This is a genomic window from Stenotrophomonas sp. PA-6-5C (genome assembly GCF_021605635.1).
GTDB classification, from domain to species: Bacteria; Pseudomonadota; Gammaproteobacteria; order Xanthomonadales; family Xanthomonadaceae; genus Stenotrophomonas; species Stenotrophomonas lactitubi.
The window spans coordinates 1-20,461 of sequence record NZ_WKEE01000052.1; the positions used below are offsets into that span (position 1 = coordinate 1).

Sequence of the window (20,461 nt, forward strand, 5' to 3'; positions counted from 1 at the left end):
GCCCAGACACATCGCGGAAAATTGTCGAAGGCGGGGTGGGTCCGGTTGCGGGGGCGTGAGCGCCATGGATGGCGCGACCGAGCCTACAGGGACGTATTCACGGCGTCCCCCGCAACCGGGCCCACCCCGCCATCCCACGGATAGCCAGCTTCTGCTGTTGCTCCTGCCTTTGCCGTTGCTTCGGCAGGTGCAGGGCGCAGCCCTGCCGAACACCCCCCCAACCCTCACGTCACTGAACCGATCAGCGATTTCGGCACGGCACTTGCACTAGCTCCAGCAGACACCCCCATCCCTGTTTCTGGAACCGTTGCAGATGTCCCACTCCGTCACTTCGATCCTTTCCCAGATCCGCTCCTACCAGACCCAGGTGGGACAGCCCGCGCTCAACCCGCTGGCCGAAGCGCCGCGTAGCAATGCCCTGCCGGGCACGGTGCTGGATGCGCCGCAGGTCCAGCCTGCCAGCTTCACCGAAACCCTGCGCGGCGCCATCGCCGGCGTCAACGACGCGCAACAGAAATCCGGCGCGCTGGCCAAGGCCTTCGAACTGGGTGAACCCGGCGCCGACCTGGCCAAGGTGATGGTCGCCTCGCAGCAGTCCCAGATCGCCTTCCGCGCCACCGTGGAAGTCCGTAACCGTCTCGTCCAGGCTTACCAGGACGTGATGAACATGCCGCTGTAAGGATAGAAACGCATGGCCCTGTCGCTCTCCAAGGAATCCCTGAACGCCGAAAAGGCGGGCCAGTGGTTCGACCGGCTGCAAAGCCTGCAGATCACCCGTCGGCTCGGACTGATGGCGATGATCGCCGTGGCCGTGGCGGCAGGCCTGTTCGTGTTCTTCTGGTCGCAGAAGCCGGGCATGGTGCCGCTGTACACCGGCCTGGACCAGAAGGCCACCGCTGAAGCGACCGACCTGCTGCGTGCCGCACAGATTCCGTTCCAGCTGGACCCGGCCACCGGTGGCATCACCGTGCCGGAAAAGAACCTGCACGATGCCCGCCTGAAACTGGCGGGCTCGGGCCTGACCGACAGCGGCAAGCTCGGCTTCGAGCTGATGGAACGCGACCCGGGCTTCGGTGTCAGCCAGTTCGTGGAAAGCGCGCGCTACCAGCACGCACTGGAAACCGAGCTGTCGCGCACCATCAACACGCTGCGCCCGGTGCGCGATTCGCGCGTGCATCTGGCCATTCCCAAGCCCAGCGCGTTCACCCGCCAGCGTGATGTGGCCAGTGCCTCGGTTACCCTGGAACTGCGCGGCGGCCAGCAGCTGGAACGCAGCCAGGTCGATGCGATCGTGCACATGGTCGCTGCCGCCATTCCCGATCTGGCGCCGGAACGGGTCACCGTGGTCGACCAGAGCGGGCGCATGCTCAGCGTCAGCGACCCGAACAGCGAAGCGGCCGTCAACGCCGCCCAGTTCGAACAGGTGCGCCGCCAGGAAACCTCGTTCAACCAGCGCATCCGCGAACTGCTGGAACCGATGACCGGCCCCGGCCGGGTCAATCCCGAAGTCAGCGTCGACATGGACTTCTCGGTGACCGAAGAAGCACGTGAGCTGTACAACGGCGAGCCGCAGAAGCTGCGCAGCGAGCAGATGAGCGAGAACAGCAGCAGCACACCGGGCCCGCAGGGTGTACCGGGTGCGACCAGCAACAGCCCGCCGGGCCAGGCCGCTGCACCGGCCACCGCGCAGGCACCGACCGAAAGCAGCAAGAACGCGACGCGCAATTACGAGCTGGACCGGACCCTGCAGCACACCCGTCAGCCGGCCGGCCGCATCAAGCGCGTATCGGTCGCCGTGCTGGTGGACAACGTGCCGCGTGCCGGTGCCAACGGCAAGGTTGCGCCGCAACCGCTGTCGGCGGCCGAACTGACCCGGGTCGAGGCACTGGTCAAGCAGGCCGTCGGATTCAGTGCCGAGCGCGGCGACACCGTGTCGGTGATGAATGCCCCGTTCGTGCGTGATACCACGCCGGTGGAAGGCCCGAACTGGTGGGAACTGCCGTGGGTGCACGATGCCGGCCGCATGCTGTTGGGTGCACTGGTGGTGATGGCGCTGCTGTTCGGCGTGCTGCGCCCGGCACTGCGTGGCATCACCGGGCAGAACCGCAGGAACGAAGAACTGGCGCTGGAACCGCATACCGCGGACGTGCAGCTGGTCGATGACGATGGCACCCCGCTGCCGGCGCTGGGCGCCGACCGGGCAAGCCTGGGCGGGCAGGAAGCATTGGCCCTGCCGGTGGATTCTTATGAGGAACGACTGCGGATGGCGCGTGAAGCCGTGAAGACCGACTCCAAGCGCGTGGCCCAGGTGGTCAAGGGCTGGGTGGCCAATGACTGAGGTCGCCCCCCTGACCGGCGTGCAGCGCGCCGCCGTCCTGCTGCTGTCGCTGGGTGAACTGGACGCGGCCGAAGTGCTGCGCCACATGGAACCGAAGGAGGTGCAGAAGATCGGCATCGCCATGGCCACCATGTCCGACATCACCCGCGAACAGGTAGAACGGGTGATGGACCAGTTCAGCAGTGAGCTGGGCTCGAAGACCTCGCTGGGCGTGGGCTCGGACGACTACATCCGCAACATGCTGGTGCAGGCGCTGGGCAGCGAAAAGGCCGGCAACCTGATCGACCGCATCCTGCTGGGCCGCAACACCACCGGCCTGGATGCACTGAAGTGGATGGACCCGCGTGCGGTGGCCGACCTGGTGCGCAACGAGCACCCGCAGATCATCGCCATCGTGATGGCACACCTGGAAACCGATCAGGCCGCCGACGCGCTGAAGCTGCTGCCCGACCGCACCCGTGTGGACGTGCTGCTGCGCATCGCCACCCTCGACGGCATTCCGCCCAATGCGCTGAACGAACTCAACGAGATCATGGAACGCCAGTTCGCCGGCAACCAGAACCTGAAGTCGTCCAACATCGGTGGCGTGCAGTGCGCGGCCAACATCCTCAACTTCATGGACAGCGGCCAGGACCAGGCGATCCTGGGCGAAATCGCACGCATCGATGCGCCGCTGAGTGGCCGCATCCAGGACCTGATGTTCGTGTTCGACGATCTGGTGGACCTGGACGACCGCGAGATGCAGCTGGTGCTGCGCGAAGTCAGCGGCGAACGACTGGGCCTGGCCCTGCGCGGCGCCGACATCAAGGTGCGCGACAAGATCACCCGCAACATGTCCCAGCGCGCGGCCGAGATCCTGCTGGAAGACATGGAAGCGCGCGGCCCGGTGCGCCTGTCCGACGTGGAAGTGGCGCAGCGCGAGATCCTGGCCATCGTCAAGCGCATGGCCGATGAAGGCACCGTCACCATCGGTGGCAGCGCGGAGGCGATGCTGTGAGCAACGTCGTGCGCTGGCTTGCCCCGGACCTGCTGGCCCAGCCCGAACCCGTGCTGGACCAGGAGGATGCCTTCGAACTCACCGAGCCGGACCCGGAGCATGAGCCGGAACCGCCGCTGCAGCTGCCTACCCTGGAAGAAATCCAGGCGATCCAGGACAGCGCCGAGAAGGAAGGTTTCGACCACGGCCATGCCGATGGTTTCAGCCAGGGCCAGGCCGAGGTGCGCCGGCTGGTCGCACAGATCGAGGGCATCCTCGACAACTTCGGGCGGCCGCTGGCGCGTCTGGAAAACGAAGTGGTCGGCGCGCTCGGCGAACTGGCGGTACGCATCGCCGGTGCGCTGGTAGGCCGTGCCTACGAGGCCGATCCGGCGCTGCTGGGGCAATTGGTCGGCGAGGCGATTGACGCCGTTGGCGGCAGCAACCGCGAGGTGGAAGTGCGCCTGCATCCGGATGACATCACCGCCCTCGCCCCATTGTTGACCCTGTCGCCGCAGCAGCGGCTGGTGCCTGACACCAGCCTGAGCCGTGGCGATCTGCGCGTGCATGCCGAAGCGGTGCGCATCGACGGCACGCTGGAAGCGCGCCTGCGCGGCGCACTGGATGCCGTGATCCGACAGACCGGAGCCATCGCATGAACACCGAGACCGCTTCGTCGCCGTCGCCGCCGGCCGACTGGACCATTCCCCGCAACCTGCGCCTGGCCAACCGCCTGGACGGCCTGAAGGTCGACACCGCGCACGGCCGCGGGCTGATCCGCGAAGGCGTGCTGCGCCGGGCGGTCGGCCTGACACTTGAGGCGGTCGGCTGCGAAGCGCCGCTCGGCGCCAGCTGCAAGGTGGAAGTGGTCGACGGCGGCTGGGTCGATGCCGAAGTGGTCGGCTTCGCCGGCGAACGCACCTACCTGATGCCCAGCGCCGAACTGCATGGCCTGCTGCCGAATGCGCGGGTGGTGCCGTCGGCCCGCCGTGGTGGCGTGGAAGTGGGCGAAGGCCTGCTTGGCCGGGTCATCGACAGCGATGGCGTGCCGCTGGATGGCAAGGGCCCGATCCGCGCTGAAGCTCACGTCGGCATGGCCGGCGTATCGATCAATCCGCTCGCACGCGAACCGATCACCCAACCGCTGGACGTCGGCGTGCGCGCGATCAACGCGCTGCTGCCGATCGGCCGTGGCCAGCGTGTCGGCCTGTTCGCCGGCTCTGGCGTCGGCAAGTCGACGCTGCTGGGCATGATGACCCGCTACACCGCCGCCGACGTGATCGTGGTCGGCCTGATCGGTGAGCGTGGCCGCGAAGTACGCGATTTCGTTGAAAGCACCCTGGGCGAGGAAGGCCTGCGCCGCGCGGTGGTGGTCGCCAGCCCGGCCGACCGCCCGCCGCTGGCCCGCCTGCATGGTGCCTACCGCGCCACCGCCATCGCCGAGTGGTTCCGCGACCAGGGCCTGAACGTCCTGCTGCTGATGGATTCGCTGACCCGCTTCGCCCAGGCGCAGCGCGAGATCGGCCTGTCGGTGGGCGAGCCGCCCACCACCCGCGGCTATCCGCCCTCGGTGTTCGCCAAGCTGCCGGCACTGGTCGAACGTGCAGGCAATGGTGCCAAGGGCCGCGGTTCGATCACCGCCTTCTACACCGTGCTGACCGAGGGCGACGATCCACAGGATCCGATCGCCGATGCCGCGCGCGCGATTCTCGACGGACACATCCTGCTCTCGCGCCGCGTGGCCGACAGCGGCCTGTACCCGGCCATCGACGTGGAATCGTCGGTCAGCCGTGTAGTCACGGAAATCGCCGACGAACCGTGGCGCCTGCGCATCCGCAAGCTGAAGCGGCTGGTCTCGGCCTATTCGGCCAACCGCGACCTGATCGCCATCGGCGCCTATCAGCGCGGCAACGATGCAGCGACCGATGAAGCCCTTGAGCGTTGGCCGGAAATCATGGAATTCCTCGGCCAGGATGTCGCCAAGGCTGCAGATCTACCGCACAGCCAGGCGGCATTGCAGCGCCTGGTGGAACAAGAGAATGAGAGGCTGTCATGATCCAGTCCAAGCGCATCGATCCGCTGCTGAAGCGGGCCCAGGAACACGAAGATGCAGTCGCCCGCGACCTGGCCGAGCGCCAGACCGTGCTCGACACCCATCTGTCGCGCCTGGACGAACTGCGTCGCTATGCCGAGGAATATGCCTCGCAACAGATGGCCGACGCGCAGATGGCCGCGACCAGTCCGGCGCAGCTGTTGAACCGGCGCGCCTTCCTGGACCGGTTGGACAGCGCGGTGGAACAGCAGCAGCAGACGGTCAACGGCAACCGCGAGAAGGTCGAAGCCGAGCGCGCACGCCTGATCCTGGCCAGCCGTGACAAGGCGGTGCTGGAACAGCTGGCCGCCAGCTATCGCGCGCAGGAAAAAGTGGTGACCGACCGCCGCGACCAGCGCGAGATGGATGACATCGGCGCACGCCGCGCGCGCCTGGCGCAGACCGAGGACCAGGATGATGGCGAGCAGGGAGGCCGATCGTGATGCCCTCCCCCCTGAGCAGCAACGCCAGCGCACCGACGCCCGGCGGCAGCGGCAATGCCAGCAACGCGCGAGCCTCCAGCCGTGATTCCGGCAAGGATTTCGGCCAGATGCTGCAGGGTGGCAGCGCGTCGACCGGCACTACCGGTGCCGCGGCGACCGCCAGCAGCCCGGCGAAACCGGCCAATGTTCCGTCCACTTCCGATGGCAATCCGGGCAGGACAGCGCCGCGGCCGAGTGACGGCGAAACCGCCGCCACTGACGCCGCGACATCGCCCCCCGCCGCACCGGCAACGTCGGCCGCCGCTGACGACACGGACACCCTGGCCAACGCGGACGACGCTCCATGGCCGCCACTGGGATTGGCGGGTCTGGTGCTGGCCGTGCCCACCGGCGTCGATCCGGCACCTGTGACGCCGCCAACGGCCAGCGATGCCGACGGCGGCGCGCTGCCCTTGGCTGCACCGGCACTTCCCGCCGCAGCGGTGCCAGCCGCGGCCAGCGCATCGGCATCCGCTGCCGGCGACGGTGAGGCCAGCGGCCTGCCGTTGCCCGAACTGGTGCTGGGTGGCAAGGCGCTGGATCGGGCCGACGACGGCGACAGCCTGCAGATCGGCGACCGCGCGCCGCCGGCGCCCCTGCAGCCCCCGCTGCCCGCTGCCCTGCAGGACCTGAAGGCAGCACTGACCAGCAATGCCGTCTTCAACGGCGAACCCACACCGAAGCCGGTGCTGGGCGACGATGGTTTCGACCAGGCCATTGGTGCGCGCATCGGCTGGCTGGCTGACCAGAAGATCGGCCATGCCCACATCCGTCTCAACCCCGAAGACCTGGGGCCGGTGGACGTGCGCCTGCAGATGAACGGTGACAAGGTGCATGCCAGCTTCAGCAGCCCGCACGTCGATGTACGCCAGGCGCTGGAAAGCAGCCTGCCGCGCCTGCGTGAACTGCTCGGCGAGCAGGGCTTCCAGTTGGCCCATGCCGATGTCGGCCAGCAGCACAGTGGCGACGGCAATCCGGGCAGCCAGGCTGGCGGCGGCGGTCGCGGTGGTGACGGAGAACCGTCACTGGGCGACAGCACGGTGTCGGCGTCGCAGCTGATCCGTCAGCGCGGGTTGTTGGACGCTTACGCCTGACAGCCGTGCCAACCAAGGTTGGCACCTACCAAGAGCGGGACGGTTGGCAACCGCCAATCGGTAGCGCCGGGCCATGCCCGGCGGATTCCCGACATCCCGCCGGGCATGGCCCGGCGCTACCGATATGAACACCCGACAGAATTCCGTCGCGCCCCTCGCCGGCCACTCCGGCACACCCCTTGCATATCCCGGTGAAGCAACCCTCAGGAGCTTCACCCCGTGGCCGCAGCCGCTGACAAAACCAAGAAGACCGCCGAGAAGGACAAGACCGCCAAGCCGCGTAGTCCGATCCTGATCACCGCCCTGGTCGCCGTACTGGCCGCCGGCGCCGCCGGTGGCGGGGTGTGGTTCTTCACCCAGTCCAAGCACGAAGACAAGACCGCGCAGGCGCCGAAGAAGACCACCACCCCGGCCCCGGCCCAGTACTTCGCACTGGAACCGGCCTTCGTGGTCAACCTCAACGGCTCGATCGACGGCCCGCGCTACCTGCAGGTGGAAGTGCAGCTGATGACTCGCGATCCTGCCGCGCTGGAAGCGATCAAGACCCACGCTCCGGCCATCCGCGCACGCCTGCTGATGCTGTTCTCGCAGGTCAGCCCGCAGCAGATCGCCGACATCGCCGGCAAGCAGAAGTTGCAGGCCGATTCGCTGGCCGAAGTGCGGAAGGTGCTGAAGGCCGAAACCGGCAGCAACGGTGCCGACGACCTGTTGTTCACCAGCTTCGTGACCCAGTAAGGGCTCCCCGATGAATGACCTGCTGTCCCAGGATGAGATCGATGCCCTGTTGCATGGCGTGGACAGTGGCGCGGTCGAAACCGAGCCGGACGCCCCCAGTGGCGAAGCACGCTCCTACGATTTCGCCAGCCAGGACCGCATCATCCGCGGTCGCATGCCGACCCTGGAAATGGTCCACGAGCGCTTCGCGCGCCTGTGGCGGATCGGCCTGTTCAACCTGATCCGGCGCTCGGCCGAACTGTCCGTGCGCGGCATCGAGCTGATCAAGTTCAACGACTACATGCACTCGCTGTATGTACCGACCAACCTGAACCTGATCCGCTTCAAGCCACTGCGCGGCACCGGCCTGATCGTGTTCGAACCGACCCTGGTGTTCGCCATCGTCGACAACTTCTTCGGTGGCGACGGGCGTTACCCGACGCGCATCGAAGGTCGTGAGTTCACCGCTACCGAAATGCGGGTGATCCACCTGCTGCTGAAGCAGACCTTTGCCGATCTGCGTGAAGCGTGGGCCCCGGTGATGGACGTGGAATTCGAGTACATCAACTCGGAGATCAACCCGCACTTCGCCAACATCGTGACGCCGCGCGAGTACGTGGTGGTGTGCCGCCTGCATGTCGAACTCGACGGCGGTGGCGGCGACATCCACGTGACCCTGCCGTACTCGATGCTGGAGCCGATCCGCGAACTGCTCGACGCCGGCATCCAGAGCGACCGCAACGAGCGCGACGAGAGCTGGGGCCGCACCCTGCGCGAGCAGCTCAACGTGGCCGAAGTCACCCTGTCCAGCGTGCTGGCCAGCAAGCGCATGACCCTGCGCGACCTGACCCGGCTGAAAGTCGGCGACATCCTGCCGATCGACCTCAGCCCGCAGGTGCCGCTGTGCGTGGAGAACATCCCGGTGTTCACCGGTGAGTTCGGCGTCGCCAACGGCATGAACGCCGTAAAGATCACCGCTACCCATCCGCCGGGCACCCGTCCGCGCGTACCCGTCATCCAGGAAGACCCGCAATGAACGATATCGACGCCCTCGAACCGACCCCGGCCCAGTTCAGCAGCCTGCAGGCCGATGAGGCGACCGGCCCGGATTTGAACCTGGACGTGATCCTCGATGTGCCGGTGACGCTGTCGCTGGAAGTCGGTCGCGCCCGCCTGCCGATCCGCAACCTGCTGCAGCTCAACCAGGGTTCGGTAGTGGAGCTGGAGCGTGGTGCCGGCGAATCGCTGGACGTGTTCGTCAACGGCACGCTCATCGCCCATGGTGAAGTGGTGGTGATCAACGACCGCTTCGGCGTGCGCTTGACCGATGTGGTCAGCCCCAGCGAGCGGATCCGGAGACTGCGTTGAGCCTGCTCGCCGCCACCGCACTGGCCGTCGCCAAGACGGCCCCGCAGGTCGGCCAGCATGCGCCGGCCGCACCGAGCCTGTTCGGTGCGGTGCTGGCCCTGCTGGCGGTGCTGGCCCTGGTCATCGGCCTGGGCTGGCTGCTCAAGCGCCTGCCCGGCAGCGGCTTCCGCCCGGCCGAGGGCATGAAGCTGGTGGCGAGCCTGAATGTTGGCGCCAAGGAGCGCGTGGTGGTGGTCGAGGTCAACGGCCAGCAGCTGCTGCTGGGCGTGACCGCCGGTGGCATCAATGCCCTGCACACCCTGCCCGAACCGCTGCCGCCACCTGCGCCGGTGCGCGTACCCGACCTGAAGAACCTGCCGAATTTCGCCCAGCTGCTGCAACAGCGGCTGCGCAAGGACCCCTGACATGCGTGTGACCCGTTCCCGTCTTGCCGCCCTGCTGCCGTGGCTGAGCCTGATCGCCTTGTGCCTGCTGCCTGCGTTGGCGTTCGCCGCCCCGGGCGCGCCGAGCACGCCGCTGCCGGACATCAACGTTGGCAAGATCGGCGGTGCGCCGGTCAGCCTGCCGCTGCAGACCCTGTTGCTGATGACGGCGATCACCCTGATCCCGTCGATGCTGCTGGTGCTGACCTCCTTCACCCGCATCATCATCGTGCTGGGCCTGCTGCGGCAGGCGCTGGGCACCGGCCAGACGCCGTCCAACCAGGTGCTGCTGGGCCTGGCCCTGTTCCTCACCGCGATGATCATGCTGCCGACCTGGGACAAGGCGTGGAGCACCGGCATGGCGCCCTACCTCAACGGCGAGATCGACTTCCAGACCGCCTGGACGCTGACCACCACGCCGCTGCGCGCCTTCATGCTGGCGCAGATCCGCGAGACCGACCTGATGACCTTCGCCGGCATTGCCGGTCACGGTACCTACGCCAGCCCCGATGCGATTCCGTTCCCGGTCCTGGTCGCATCGTTCGTCACCAGTGAACTGAAAACCGCCTTCGAGATCGGCTTCCTGATCTTCATCCCGTTCGTGATCATCGACCTGGTCGTGGCCAGCGTGCTGATGTCGATGGGCATGATGATGCTGTCGCCGATGCTGGTCTCGGCGCCGTTCAAGATCCTGCTGTTCGTGCTGGTCGATGGATGGGTGCTGACCGTCGGCACGCTCGCGGCGAGCTTCAATCCGGCCTGATCCGAAGGTCAACCGAGCCTGGCTCGGCTCTACAGCGGCGACGCCGGGCAGTGCCGGCCGCATTGACCACCGCCGGGCGTGGCCCGGCGCTACCGATGGAACCATGATGTCTCCCGAACTTGCCTTGACCGAACTGCGTGGCGGCCTGATCACCGTGCTCTGGGTAGCCGGCCCGCTGCTGCTGACCGTCCTGGTGGTCGGCGTTGTGGTGGGCGTGGTGCAGGCCGCGACCCAGCTCAACGAACCCACCATCGCCTTCGTTGCCAAGGCCGCGGCGCTCACTGCGGTGTTGTTCGCACTGGGCAGCCTGCTGATCGGCCATCTGGTCGAATTCACCACGCTGCTGTTCCAGCGCATCCCGCACCTGATCGGCTAGACGGACGCGCACGCAGATGGACGCCGCCACCCAGATGGCTGCCGACGGCCTGAATGCCTTCGGCATGATCGGCACCGTGCTGTGGACCATGCTGCGCATCGGCGCGGTGGCCATGGCGATGCCGATGATCGGTACCCGTGCCGTGCCCGGCCGGGTGCGCGTGATGCTGGCCGGCACCCTGGCCATTGCGTTGGCGCCCCTGCTGCCGCCGGTACCGGACTGGACCGGCTTCGATGCCGCCACCGTACTGACCATCGCCCGCGAGCTGGCGATCGGCGTGGCCATCGGTTTCATGCTGCGTCTGGTATTCGAGGCGGGCGCGATGGCCGGCGAACTGGTCGCCCAGGGCACCGGCCTGGCATTTGCGCAGATGAGCGACCCGCTGCGCGGCGGCACCTCCGGTGTCATCGGCCAATGGTTCTACCTGCTGTTCGGCCTGCTGTTCTTCACCGCCAACGGCCATCTGGCGCTGATCTCGCTGGTGGTGGACAGCTACCGCGCCCTGCCGATCGGTGCGCCCCTGCCCGACCCGCACGCCTTCTTCAGCATCGCCCCGACGTTCCTGCTGACGGTGCTGCGCGGGGCACTGACCCTGGCCATCCCGCTGACCGTGGCAATGCTGGCGGTGAACCTGGCCTTCGGCGTACTGGCCCGTGCGGCGCCGGCGCTGAATCCGATCCAGCTGGGCCTGCCGGTCTCGCTGCTGCTGGGCCTGTTCCTGCTGACGCTGCTGGTCGGTGAAATGGGTCCACCGGTGCAGCGCCTGTTCGATGCCGCTTTCGAGGCGGCGGGTGCAGTGACCCGCTGACGCGGTCGTCACGTTTTGCTGCTTGCCGTCCCCCCCGGTGCCCGCGTTAGAGTGAATGGGCAGCGACCGGGGGGACGCTGCAACCGGCGGCCTCTGGTCGCTCGCCTTACGCATGCCCCGCCGTAGTTTTTCCGTTGACAGGCAGGTCCGGGAGACTGACGAATGCTGGAAGGCACGTACAACCCGTGGTTGGTGGCGACCTCATTGCTGGTTGCAGTGATGGCGTCCTACACCGCGCTGGCGATGGCTGGGCGCACCGTCACCGCGCCTGGCAAGGGCGCGACCTGGTGGTGGCGCCTCGGCGGCGGCTTTGCGATGGGGCTGGGCATCTGGTCGATGCACTTCATCGGCATGCTCGCCTTCGACCTGCCCATTCCGCTGGGCTACGACCTGCCCATCACCCTGCTGTCGCTGGCACTGGCGATCGGCTCGTCGGTGTTCGCGCTCTGGCTGGTATCGCTGCGCACGCTGCCCCACCCACGCCTGGCCGGTGGCGCGTTGCTGATGGGCAGCGGCATTGCCAGCATGCATTACGTGGGCATGGCCGCGATGCGCATGCAACCGGGCATCGACTACCAGCCGGTGTGGCTGCTGCTGTCGCTGCTGGTCGCGGTGGCCGCGTCGTGGACCGCCCTGTACGTGGCCTTCCGCCTGCGCGCGCAGCACACCCGCATCGGCGACCGCCTGGCCGCCGCCGGGCTGCTCGGCCTGGCCATCGTCGGCATGCACTACACCGGCATGGCCGCCGCCCGCTTCCCCGAAGGCAGCATCTGCGGCGCAGCGGTGGGCGATGGCCTGCAGAACAACTGGCTGGCGATGCTGGTGGTGGTGCTGACCGTGGCGATCCTGGCGGTGGTGCTGGTGGTGTCCTGGTTGGACCAGCGGGTGGAGGCACAGCTGTTGCGCCTGCGCAATTCACTGCTCAGCACTTCGTTGACCGACGCCCAGCAGGAACTGACCCAGGCCGCGCTGCACGACCCGCTCACCCGCCTGCCGAACCGGTTGCTGCTGCAGCGGCGCATCGTGCAGGCGCTGGCCGAGGCCGAACAGGGCGGCAGCCGCTTCGCGGTGATGTTCATGGACCTGGACGGCTTCAAGCAGGTCAATGATGCCTATGGCCACCAGGCTGGCGATGCGCTGCTGGTGGCGGTGGCCGAACGCACCCGCCAGCTGTTGCGGCCGCACGACATGCTGGCACGGCTGGGCGGCGACGAATTCGTGCTGGTGGTGCGCATCGAGCACGACGAGGACCTGCCGACGCTGGCCCGGCGGATCCTGCAGGCGGTGGGCAGCGGCCCGCTGCTGCCGGACAACGAGCTGCAGGTGACCGCCAGCATCGGCATCGCGATCTGCCCCGACCACGCCGCCAGCGAACGCCAGCTGATGGCCTTCGCCGACGCAGCCATGTACCAGGCCAAGGAGTCGGGCCGCAACGCGTTCGTGCTGTTTGCCGACTGGATGAACGACAGCGCCGAGCAGCAGTTCCGCCTGCTGGCTGACCTGCGTCGGGCGATCGGCAGCGAGCAGCTGTTCCTGCATTACCAGCCGAAGATCCGCGTGGCCAGCCAGAAGGTGGCCGGCGCCGAAGCGCTGATCCGCTGGCGGCACCCGGAACAGGGCCTGATTCCGCCGGACCGCTTCATCCGCTTGGCCGAGCGCAGCGGTGCGATCAACGAGATCGGCCGCTGGGCGCTGGACCAGGCCTGCCAGCAGCTGCGGCACTGGCACGATGCCGGCCACGACGGCTGGACGATGTCGGTCAACCTGTCACCAGTGCAGTTCAGTTCGCCGCACCTGCTGCAGGACGTACGCGAGGTGATCGAGCGCTACGCGATCGCCCCACGCAACCTGGTGCTGGAGATCACCGAAAGCACGGTGATGCGCGATACCGATACCAGCCTGCGCCTGCTGCAGAGCTTCTCTGCGTTGGGCGTGGGCATTTCGATCGATGATTTCGGCACCGGTTACTCCAGCCTGCTGTACCTGAAGCGCCTGCCGGCCACCGAGATCAAGATCGACCATGCCTTCGTGCGCGACCTGGAACACAGCGCGGAGGACGTGGTGATCGTGTCGGCCATTGTTGCTCTGGGCCATGCGCTGGACATGGATATCGTCGCCGAGGGCGTGGAGACCGCCGCGCAGCGCGCCTATCTGGAGCGGCTGGGCTGCGATTACCTGCAGGGCTTCCTGCTGGGCCGACCGGTGGACGCAGCCCGCTTCATGCAGCTGCACGACCTGCCGCGGCCACGGGTGGAACTGGCCAACGGCCCACCCGGCAACCCCCAGTAGATCCACGCCATGCGTGGATGGCCCTTCCCGCGCAGCGAAACCCGGTAGATCCACGCCGCCGTCACGGAACGGTTCTTGCACGCACCCCGGCATCCCCTGCTGCAGTGCCTGTGATGTCCGAGAACGAATCCGCCGGCGAAAAAACCGAACAACCCACAGAAAAACGCCTGCGCGACGCCCGCGAACAGGGCAACCTGCCGCGCTCGCGTGAACTGGGCACGGCCGCCGTATTTGGCGCCGGGGTGATCGCGGTGATGGCCATGAGCGGCTCGATGGCCAGCGGCGCCAGCGCTTGGATGCGCCATGCGCTCAGCCCCGAACAGAGCCTGCGCCAGCACCCGAAGGCCCTGTTCGGCCACTTCGGCGACCTGTTGCTGCAGCTGATGTGGGTGATCGCGCCGCTGGTGCTGGTCTGCCTGCTGGCCAGTTTCCTGGCGCCGGTGGTGATGGGCGGCCTGCGCTGGTCGGCCAAGGCGATGATGCCCGACATCAACCGCATGAACCCGATGAGCGGGCTCAAGCGCCTGTACGGCCCCGAAGCGGTCGCCGAGTTCATCAAGTCGTTGCTGCGCGTGGCCTTCGTCGGCGTCGCCGCCGGCATGGTCGTCTGGACCAGCTTCAACACCCTGCGCGGGCTGATCCACCAGCCGCTGGAAACCGCCATCGGTGATGGCCTGGGCTTCACCCTGAGGCTGCTGCTGGCCACCGCCGGTGCGATGCTGGTACTGGCCGCCATCGATGCGCCGTACCAGCGCTGGAACTGGATGCGCAAGCTGAAGATGACCCGCGAAGAGTTGCGCCGGGAAATGAAGGAAAGCGAGGGCAGCCCGGAAGTGAAGGGCCGCATCCGCCAGCTGCAGCAGCAGATGGCCAACCGCCGGATGATGGAGGCGGTACCCACCGCCGACGTGGTGGTGGTCAACCCGACCCACTATGCGGTGGCGCTGAAGTACGAAGGCGGGGCCATGAATGCGCCCACCGTGGTCGCCCTGGGCGTGGATGAAACCGCCCTGCGCATCCGTGAAGTGGCCGACGGCAACAAGGTCGCCATCGTATCCGCCCCGCCTTTGGCACGCGCCTTGTATCGGGAAGGCCAACTCGGCAAGGAAATCCCCGTGAGACTGTATTCAGCCGTCGCCCAGGTCCTCTCTTACGTCTACCAGCTGCGCAGCTGGCGGACCGGCCCGATGCCGTCCACGCCGCACATCCAGGTCGATGAGTTCGGCAACGGGGGCCGCCCATGAGTGCCCAGGCATCCAGCTTCAACACCCGCCGCGCGCTTGAGATGATCCGCCAGGGTCTGGGCGCGCCGTTGATCGTGCTGGCGCTGCTGGCCATGGTCGTGGTGCCGCTGGCCGCGCCGGTGCTCGATGCGCTGTTCACCTTCAACATCGCCATCTCGCTGATGGTGCTGCTGGCGGTGGTCTACGTGAAGCGCCCGCTGGACTTCACCATCTTCCCGATCGTGCTGCTGATCACCACCATGCTGCGGCTGGCGCTGAACGTTGCCTCGACCCGCGTGATCCTGCTCAATGGCCAGAACGGCCACGAAGCGGCCGGCAAGGTGATCGCCGCGTTTGGCGAATTCGTGATCGGCGGCAACTACGCCGTCGGCATCGTGGTGTTCGCGATCCTGACCATCATCAATTTCGTGGTCATCACCAAGGGCGCCGGCCGCGTCTCGGAAGTGACCGCACGCTTCATCCTCGACGCCATGCCCGGCAAGCAGATGGCGATCGACGCCGATCTCAACGCCGGTTTGCTGACGCGCGAGGAAGCCAAGCTGCGCCGCGAGGAGGTCCGCGAGGAAGCCGACTTCTACGGCGCGATGGATGGTGCCAGCAAGTTCATCCGCGGCGATGCGATCGCCGGCATCCTGATCCTGTTCATCAACATGCTGGGCGGCCTGGCCGTGGGCGTGCTGCAGCACGGCATGCCGTTCGGTGAAGCCGCCGCCACCTATACCCTGCTGTCGATCGGTGACGGCCTGGTGGCGCAGCTGCCGGCGCTGCTGGTCTCCAGCGCGGTGGCGATGCTGGTTACCCGTGCCTCGCGCTCGCAGGACATGGCGCAGGCGATGACCGGCCAGGTGTTCGGCCAGTACCGTGCACTGGCGATCACTGCCGGCATCCTCGGCGTGGTCGGCCTGGTGCCGGGCATGCCCAACGTCGCTTTCCTGACGCTGGCCGCGATCCTCGGCTTCATCGCCTGGAAGGTGTACCGCAAGGGCCTGGCGCCGGCGCAGGCCGACACCGCGGCAGGCGAAACCAACGCACTGAACGCGCTGGGCCGTCCCGCTGCCCCCGCACCCACGGCGGAACTGAGCTGGGACGAGCTGCGCCCGGTCGATCCGCTGGGCCTGGAAGTCGGCTATCGATTGATTTCGCTGGTGGACAGCAACCAGGGCGGTGAACTGATGCCGCGCATCAAGGGCGTGCGCCGCAAGCTGACCCAGGACGTCGGCTTCCTGATTCCGTCGGTACACATCCGCGACAACCTGGAACTGCCGGCCAACGGCTACCGGGTACTGGTGCATGGCGTGCCGGTGGCTACCGCCGAGATCCATCCCGACCGCGAGCTGGCGCTGGACCCCGGCAGCGCGCTCGGTCCGCTGGAAGGCATCGCCGGCAAGGACCCCGCCTTCGGCCTGGACGCGACCTGGATCCAGCCGCACCAGCGCGCCCAGGCCGAAACCCTGGGCTACACCGTGGTCGACCCGGCCACGGTGGTCGCCACCCACCTTTCGCACCTGATCCGCGAGCACGCGCCGGAACTGCTTGGCCACGAGGAAGTGCAGCACCTGCTGGCCAACCTGGCCAAGAGCGCACCCAAGCTCGTCGAAGATCTGACGCCGAAGGCGCTGCCGTTGTCGGCGGTGGTGCGCGTGCTGCAGAACCTGCTGGTCGAGCGCATTCCGATCCGCCAGCTGCGCAAGATCGCTGAAGCCCTGGTCGAACATGCTCCGCACAGCCAGGACCCGGCCACGCTGACCGCCGCCGTGCGCACCGCGCTGGGCCGCTTCATCGTGCAGGAGATCGCCGGAATGTCGGCGGAGCTGCCGGTGTTCACCCTCAACCCGCAATTGGAACGTGTCTTGCAGGAGTCCACGCAGGGCAACGGCGCCGCGCTGGAACCCGGACTCGCTGAGCGACTGCACCAGAGCCTGGCCGAATGTGTCAGCAAGCAGGAAGCCCGCAACGAGCCCGCGGTGGTGTTGGTACCAGGCCCGGTGCGTGCCGCGCTGGCCCGCCTGGTCCGCCACAGCGTTCCGTCGCTGTCGGTCCTGGCCTACAGCGAGGTGCCGGAGGACAAGCGCCTGAAGCTGGTCGGAACGATCAGCTGACGCCGCCCTGCAATGCGCCAGAAAACAGACACCACTTTCAAACACCCGCAACAGACAGATTCCAAGGGGAACCCGAACCGTGCAGACCACCGACCACCCGCGTTCTCCGACCGCCACTCCGCCGACTTCGTCCCGTGACCACAGCATGAAAATCAAACGATTCGTCGCCGCCGACATGCGCTCGGCCATGAACCTGGTGCGCAAGGAACATGGTCCTGACGCCGTGATCCTGTCCAACCGCCGGATCGAGGAAGGCATCGAGATCGTGGCAGCCGCCAACTACGATGAGAGCGCTGTGCAGCGCGCCCTGGAAGCGTCGCGTCGCGACGTGGCGCCGCCGCCCGCACCGAAGCCGCGTACAGCCGCCGACGCCGTGATCGCTGCGGTCACCCGCCGTCGCAGCAGCACCCCGACACCGGAGCCGGTAGCGGCCACTACTTCGGCCGTCGCCGCCCTCGCCCGCGCTGCCGTCGGCGCGACCGGCCGCACCCTGGACAGCGCCGACGAAATCGTGCCGACGCGTGGCAGCACCGGCTTCGCCGCTACGCTGGCGCGCGCCGCCGTCAATGAATCGACGCTGCCGGAACAGATCTTCGCCCCGTTTGCCGACGCCATCGTGGCACCCTCGCCGGCCGCAGCTGCCCCGGTGAACCGCGCCCGCTTCCAGATCGATCCGCCGCTGGAAGACGGCGCGCAGGTGCCGGCAGCATCGCCGCCACCGTTGCCGGTCGCCATCCAGGCAGCCACGGTGCCCGAAGACGAAGCCCCTCTCGCGCCGGTTGCCGTGCAGCCGACGGAAGTTGCACCGGCACCGCTGCCGACCCTGGCGCCGCCACCTGCTCTCACCCTGGTCGCCGACGACGCCGAGATCCGCCATCTGCGCCAGGAAGTGGCCGGCATGCGCCAGGTGATCGAGCGCGAAATGAACCGCTTCACCGATGAGCGCCTGCGCGGCTGCCCGGTGCGCGCCACCGCGCTGGACCTGATGGACGAGTACGGCTTCGACGCCGGCATCGCCCGCGACGTGGCCATGCAGATTCCGCTGGAAACCGAAGCGCATCGTGGCCGTGGCCTGATGCTGGGACTGATCTCGCGCAAGCTGCCGATCGCCCCGGTCGATCCGATGGAGGAAGGCGGTGTGATCGCCCTGGTCGGCCCGACCGGCGCCGGCAAGACCACCACCATCGCCAAGCTGGCCTCGCGCTTCGCCGAAGCCCATGCCGCCCGCGACGTCGCCCTGGTCACCACCGATACGATGCGCATCGGCGCCCGTGAACAGCTGTACGGCTATGGCCGCCAGCTCGGCATCGCGGTGCACGAGGCCAACAGCGGCACCGACCTGGACCAGCTGCTGGAGCGATTGAAGGACTACAAGCTGGTGCTGATCGACACCGCCGGCCTGGGCCCGCGTGACCGTGCGCTGGCCGCCCAGCTGCAGTGGCTGCGCGCCGCCCGCCAGGTCCGCACCCTGCTGGTACTGCCGGCCAACACCAGCTTCGGCGACATGGACGAGGTGGTCCGCCGCTTCGGCGCGGCCAACCTGCAGGGCCTGGTGCTGAGCAAGCTGGACGAGACCGGCCGCTTCGGCAACGCCCTGTCGGTGGCCGTGGACCACAAGCTGCCGATCACCTGGGTGACCGATGGCCAGGACGTCCCGGACGACCTGCACCGGGCCAGCGCAGCCAATCTTGTACTTCGCCTTGAAGATTTGCGCCGCGCGGCCGATATGCCCTGCAACCCGGAGTTGAACCATGCCGTCGCGTGAGTACGCCAAGCTGACCACCACCTTCCCGCTGACGGCGACCCGCAGCGAGCCGCTCGGCCCTGTGCGCACGATTGCCGTGACCGGCGGCAAGGGCGGCGTCGGCAAGACCAACGTGTCGGCCAACCTGGCCGTGGCGCTTGCCGGCATGGGTAAACGCACCCTGTTGCTGGACGCCGACCTCGGCCTGGCCAACATCGACGTGATCCTCGGCCTGAGCCCCACCAATACCCTGGCCGACCTGGTCGCTGGCCGCTGCAGCCTGGATGACGTGATCATCGAAGGCCCGAACGGCGTGCTGGTGGTACCGGCCGCGTCCGGCCGCCGGCACATGGCCGAGCTGGCCCCGGCCGAGCATGTGGGCCTGGTCAACGTGTTCTCCGAACTGGAGCGCGAGCTGGACATCATGGTGGTGGACACTGCCGCCGGCATCACCGATGGCGTGCTGACCTTCTGCCAGGCCGCACAGGACACCGTAGTGGTGGTCTGCGATGAACCGGCCTCGATCACCGACGCGTACGCCCTGATCAAGGTGCTGTCGCGCGAACGTGGCGTGGACCGCATCCAGGTGGTGGCCAACATGGTGCGCGACCCCAACGAAGGCCGCGTGCTGTACGAGAAGCTGACCCGCGTCTGCGAGAAATTCCTCGCCGATGTCTCGCTGAACTACCTTGGCTGCGTGCCGCAGGACGACTGGCTGCGCCTGTCGGTGCAGCGCCAGCAGCCGGTGGTGAAGGCCTATCCGTCCAGCCCGTCGGCGCTGGCGATCACCGAGATCGCCCGCCGCACCGCCCGCTGGCAGGCACCCACCGAGCCGCGCGGTGGCGTCGAGTTCTTCCTCGAACGCATCATCAAGCAGCGCGGGGTGGCCGCATGAAAGGCGCCGCCCAGTACAGGGAGGTCCAGCGCTCGGCGGCCAATGAAGTCATCGCCCAGCACTCGGACCTGGTGCGGCGCATCGCCCACCACCTGGCCGCGCGCCTGCCGGCCAGCGTTGAAGTGGACGACCTGATCCAGGCCGGCATGATGGGCCTGATCGAGGCGTCGCGCAGCTACGACGCCGACCAGGGCGCCTCGTTCGAGACCTACGCCTCGATCCGCATCCGTGGTTCGATGATCGATGAGATCCGTCGTGGCGACTGGGTGCCCCGCTCGGTGCACCGCCGTGCCCGCGACGCTGCTGCCACCATCCGGCGCCTGGAGCAGAGCACCGGTCGCGCCGCCAGTGCCACCGAAGTCGCCGCCGCGATGGAGATGCCGCTGCCCGAGTACCTGCGCCTGATGGAGGACGCCTCGCGCGGGCAGGTGCTCAGCCTGGAGTCGCGCATTGAAGACCAGGGCGAGCTGGACACCGTCGCCCAGGGCGGCCCGACCCGCAGCAGGTGCTGGAACGCGGCGAATTCGGCCGCGAGCTGGGCAATGCCATCGGCCACCTGCCCGAGCGCGAACAGCTGGTGCTGTCGCTCTACTACGAGCAGGAACTGAATTTGAAGGAGATCGGCGCAGTGCTCGGCGTGAGCGAGTCGCGGGTCTGCCAGATCCACGGCCAGGCGGTCCTGCGCCTGCGTGGCCGACTGAAGATTTTCGAGGCGGCCGACGCCGGCCTCGAGAGCTGATCAACAAAGGAACTCTGC

At 67.7% G+C, this 20,461-nt stretch carries 19 protein-coding genes and 1 pseudogene; all 20 read left to right on the plus strand.

Annotation, left to right across the window (positions count from 1 at the left end):
- Window positions 1-313: 313 nt before the first annotated feature.
- The 20 genes and pseudogenes from fliE (at window position 314) to GIW57_RS19030 (ending at window position 20,443) form a co-directional block, all read left to right on the plus strand.
- Complete coding sequence (gene fliE, locus GIW57_RS18935; protein WP_025878997.1) at window positions 314-679, plus strand: flagellar hook-basal body complex protein FliE; 366 nt, start codon at window positions 314-316, stop codon at window positions 677-679.
- Between the two features lie 12 nt (window positions 680-691).
- Window positions 692-2,338: a flagellar basal-body MS-ring/collar protein FliF gene (fliF, locus tag GIW57_RS18940; protein WP_100465296.1), complete on the plus strand. Its 1,647-nt coding sequence runs from the start codon at window positions 692-694 to the stop codon at window positions 2,336-2,338.
- A 10-nt stretch (window positions 2,339-2,348) separates the two neighbouring features.
- Entirely contained in the window at window positions 2,349-3,335 is a 987-nt protein-coding gene (gene fliG / locus GIW57_RS18945; RefSeq protein ID WP_089241304.1) for a flagellar motor switch protein FliG, read from the plus strand.
- 29 nt (window positions 3,336-3,364) lie between these two features.
- Window positions 3,365-3,973, plus strand: coding sequence for a FliH/SctL family protein (locus tag GIW57_RS18950; protein WP_202908275.1), 609 nt, complete (start codon window positions 3,365-3,367; stop codon window positions 3,971-3,973).
- Window positions 3,970-5,370, plus strand: coding sequence for a flagellar protein export ATPase FliI (gene fliI / locus GIW57_RS18955; RefSeq protein ID WP_100465294.1), 1,401 nt, complete (start codon window positions 3,970-3,972; stop codon window positions 5,368-5,370). Before GIW57_RS18950 ends, fliI begins: the two co-directional genes overlap by 4 nt.
- Entirely contained in the window at window positions 5,367-5,849 is a 483-nt protein-coding gene (gene fliJ, locus GIW57_RS18960) for a flagellar export protein FliJ (RefSeq protein ID WP_089241011.1), read from the plus strand. Before fliI ends, fliJ begins: the two co-directional genes overlap by 4 nt.
- Complete coding sequence (locus GIW57_RS18965; RefSeq protein WP_236512359.1) at window positions 5,849-6,982, plus strand: flagellar hook-length control protein FliK; 1,134 nt, start codon at window positions 5,849-5,851, stop codon at window positions 6,980-6,982. Before fliJ ends, GIW57_RS18965 begins: the two co-directional genes overlap by 1 nt.
- 219 nt (window positions 6,983-7,201) lie before the next feature.
- Window positions 7,202-7,717, plus strand: coding sequence for a flagellar basal body-associated FliL family protein (locus tag GIW57_RS18970; RefSeq protein ID WP_100465291.1), 516 nt, complete (start codon window positions 7,202-7,204; stop codon window positions 7,715-7,717).
- Between the two features lie 10 nt (window positions 7,718-7,727).
- Window positions 7,728-8,732, plus strand: coding sequence for a flagellar motor switch protein FliM (fliM, locus tag GIW57_RS18975; RefSeq protein WP_100465290.1), 1,005 nt, complete (start codon window positions 7,728-7,730; stop codon window positions 8,730-8,732).
- Window positions 8,729-9,064, plus strand: coding sequence for a flagellar motor switch protein FliN (fliN, locus tag GIW57_RS18980; RefSeq protein ID WP_089241007.1), 336 nt, complete (start codon window positions 8,729-8,731; stop codon window positions 9,062-9,064). The genes fliM and fliN overlap by 4 nt, the downstream gene beginning before the upstream one ends.
- On the plus strand, window positions 9,061-9,468 hold the full coding sequence (fliO, locus tag GIW57_RS18985) for a flagellar biosynthetic protein FliO (protein ID WP_100465289.1): 408 nt from the start codon (window positions 9,061-9,063) through the stop codon (window positions 9,466-9,468). Before fliN ends, fliO begins: the two co-directional genes overlap by 4 nt.
- 1 nt (window position 9,469) lies before the next feature.
- Entirely contained in the window at window positions 9,470-10,249 is a 780-nt protein-coding gene (gene fliP / locus GIW57_RS18990) for a flagellar type III secretion system pore protein FliP (protein ID WP_100465288.1), read from the plus strand.
- A gap of 106 nt (window positions 10,250-10,355) precedes the next feature.
- Entirely contained in the window at window positions 10,356-10,625 is a 270-nt protein-coding gene (locus GIW57_RS18995) for a flagellar biosynthetic protein FliQ (RefSeq protein ID WP_005413254.1), read from the plus strand.
- 16 nt (window positions 10,626-10,641) lie between these two features.
- On the plus strand, window positions 10,642-11,433 hold the full coding sequence (gene fliR / locus GIW57_RS19000; RefSeq protein WP_089241001.1) for a flagellar biosynthetic protein FliR: 792 nt from the start codon (window positions 10,642-10,644) through the stop codon (window positions 11,431-11,433).
- Between the two features lie 162 nt (window positions 11,434-11,595).
- Window positions 11,596-13,722 carry a bifunctional diguanylate cyclase/phosphodiesterase gene (locus GIW57_RS19005; protein ID WP_236512353.1) on the plus strand — a complete coding sequence of 709 codons (2,127 nt, stop codon included), beginning with the start codon at window positions 11,596-11,598 and terminating at the stop codon, window positions 13,720-13,722.
- 113 nt (window positions 13,723-13,835) lie between these two features.
- Window positions 13,836-14,966, plus strand: a complete 1,131-nt coding sequence (flhB, locus tag GIW57_RS19010; protein ID WP_089240997.1) for a flagellar biosynthesis protein FlhB — start codon at window positions 13,836-13,838, stop codon at window positions 14,964-14,966.
- Window positions 14,963-17,065 (plus strand): flagellar biosynthesis protein FlhA, encoded by a 2,103-nt coding sequence (gene flhA / locus GIW57_RS19015; protein WP_100465286.1) that lies wholly within the window; start codon window positions 14,963-14,965, stop codon window positions 17,063-17,065. Before flhB ends, flhA begins: the two co-directional genes overlap by 4 nt.
- Window positions 17,066-17,210: 145 nt before the next feature.
- Window positions 17,211-18,830 (plus strand): flagellar biosynthesis protein FlhF, encoded by a 1,620-nt coding sequence (gene flhF / locus GIW57_RS19020; protein WP_100465285.1) that lies wholly within the window; start codon window positions 17,211-17,213, stop codon window positions 18,828-18,830.
- Complete coding sequence (locus tag GIW57_RS19025; RefSeq protein ID WP_025878980.1) at window positions 18,817-19,704, plus strand: P-loop NTPase; 888 nt, start codon at window positions 18,817-18,819, stop codon at window positions 19,702-19,704. Before flhF ends, GIW57_RS19025 begins: the two co-directional genes overlap by 14 nt.
- Window positions 19,701-20,443, plus strand: a pseudogene (locus GIW57_RS19030) (RNA polymerase sigma factor FliA). Before GIW57_RS19025 ends, GIW57_RS19030 begins: the two are co-directional and overlap by 4 nt.
- Window positions 20,444-20,461 lie beyond the last annotated feature (18 nt).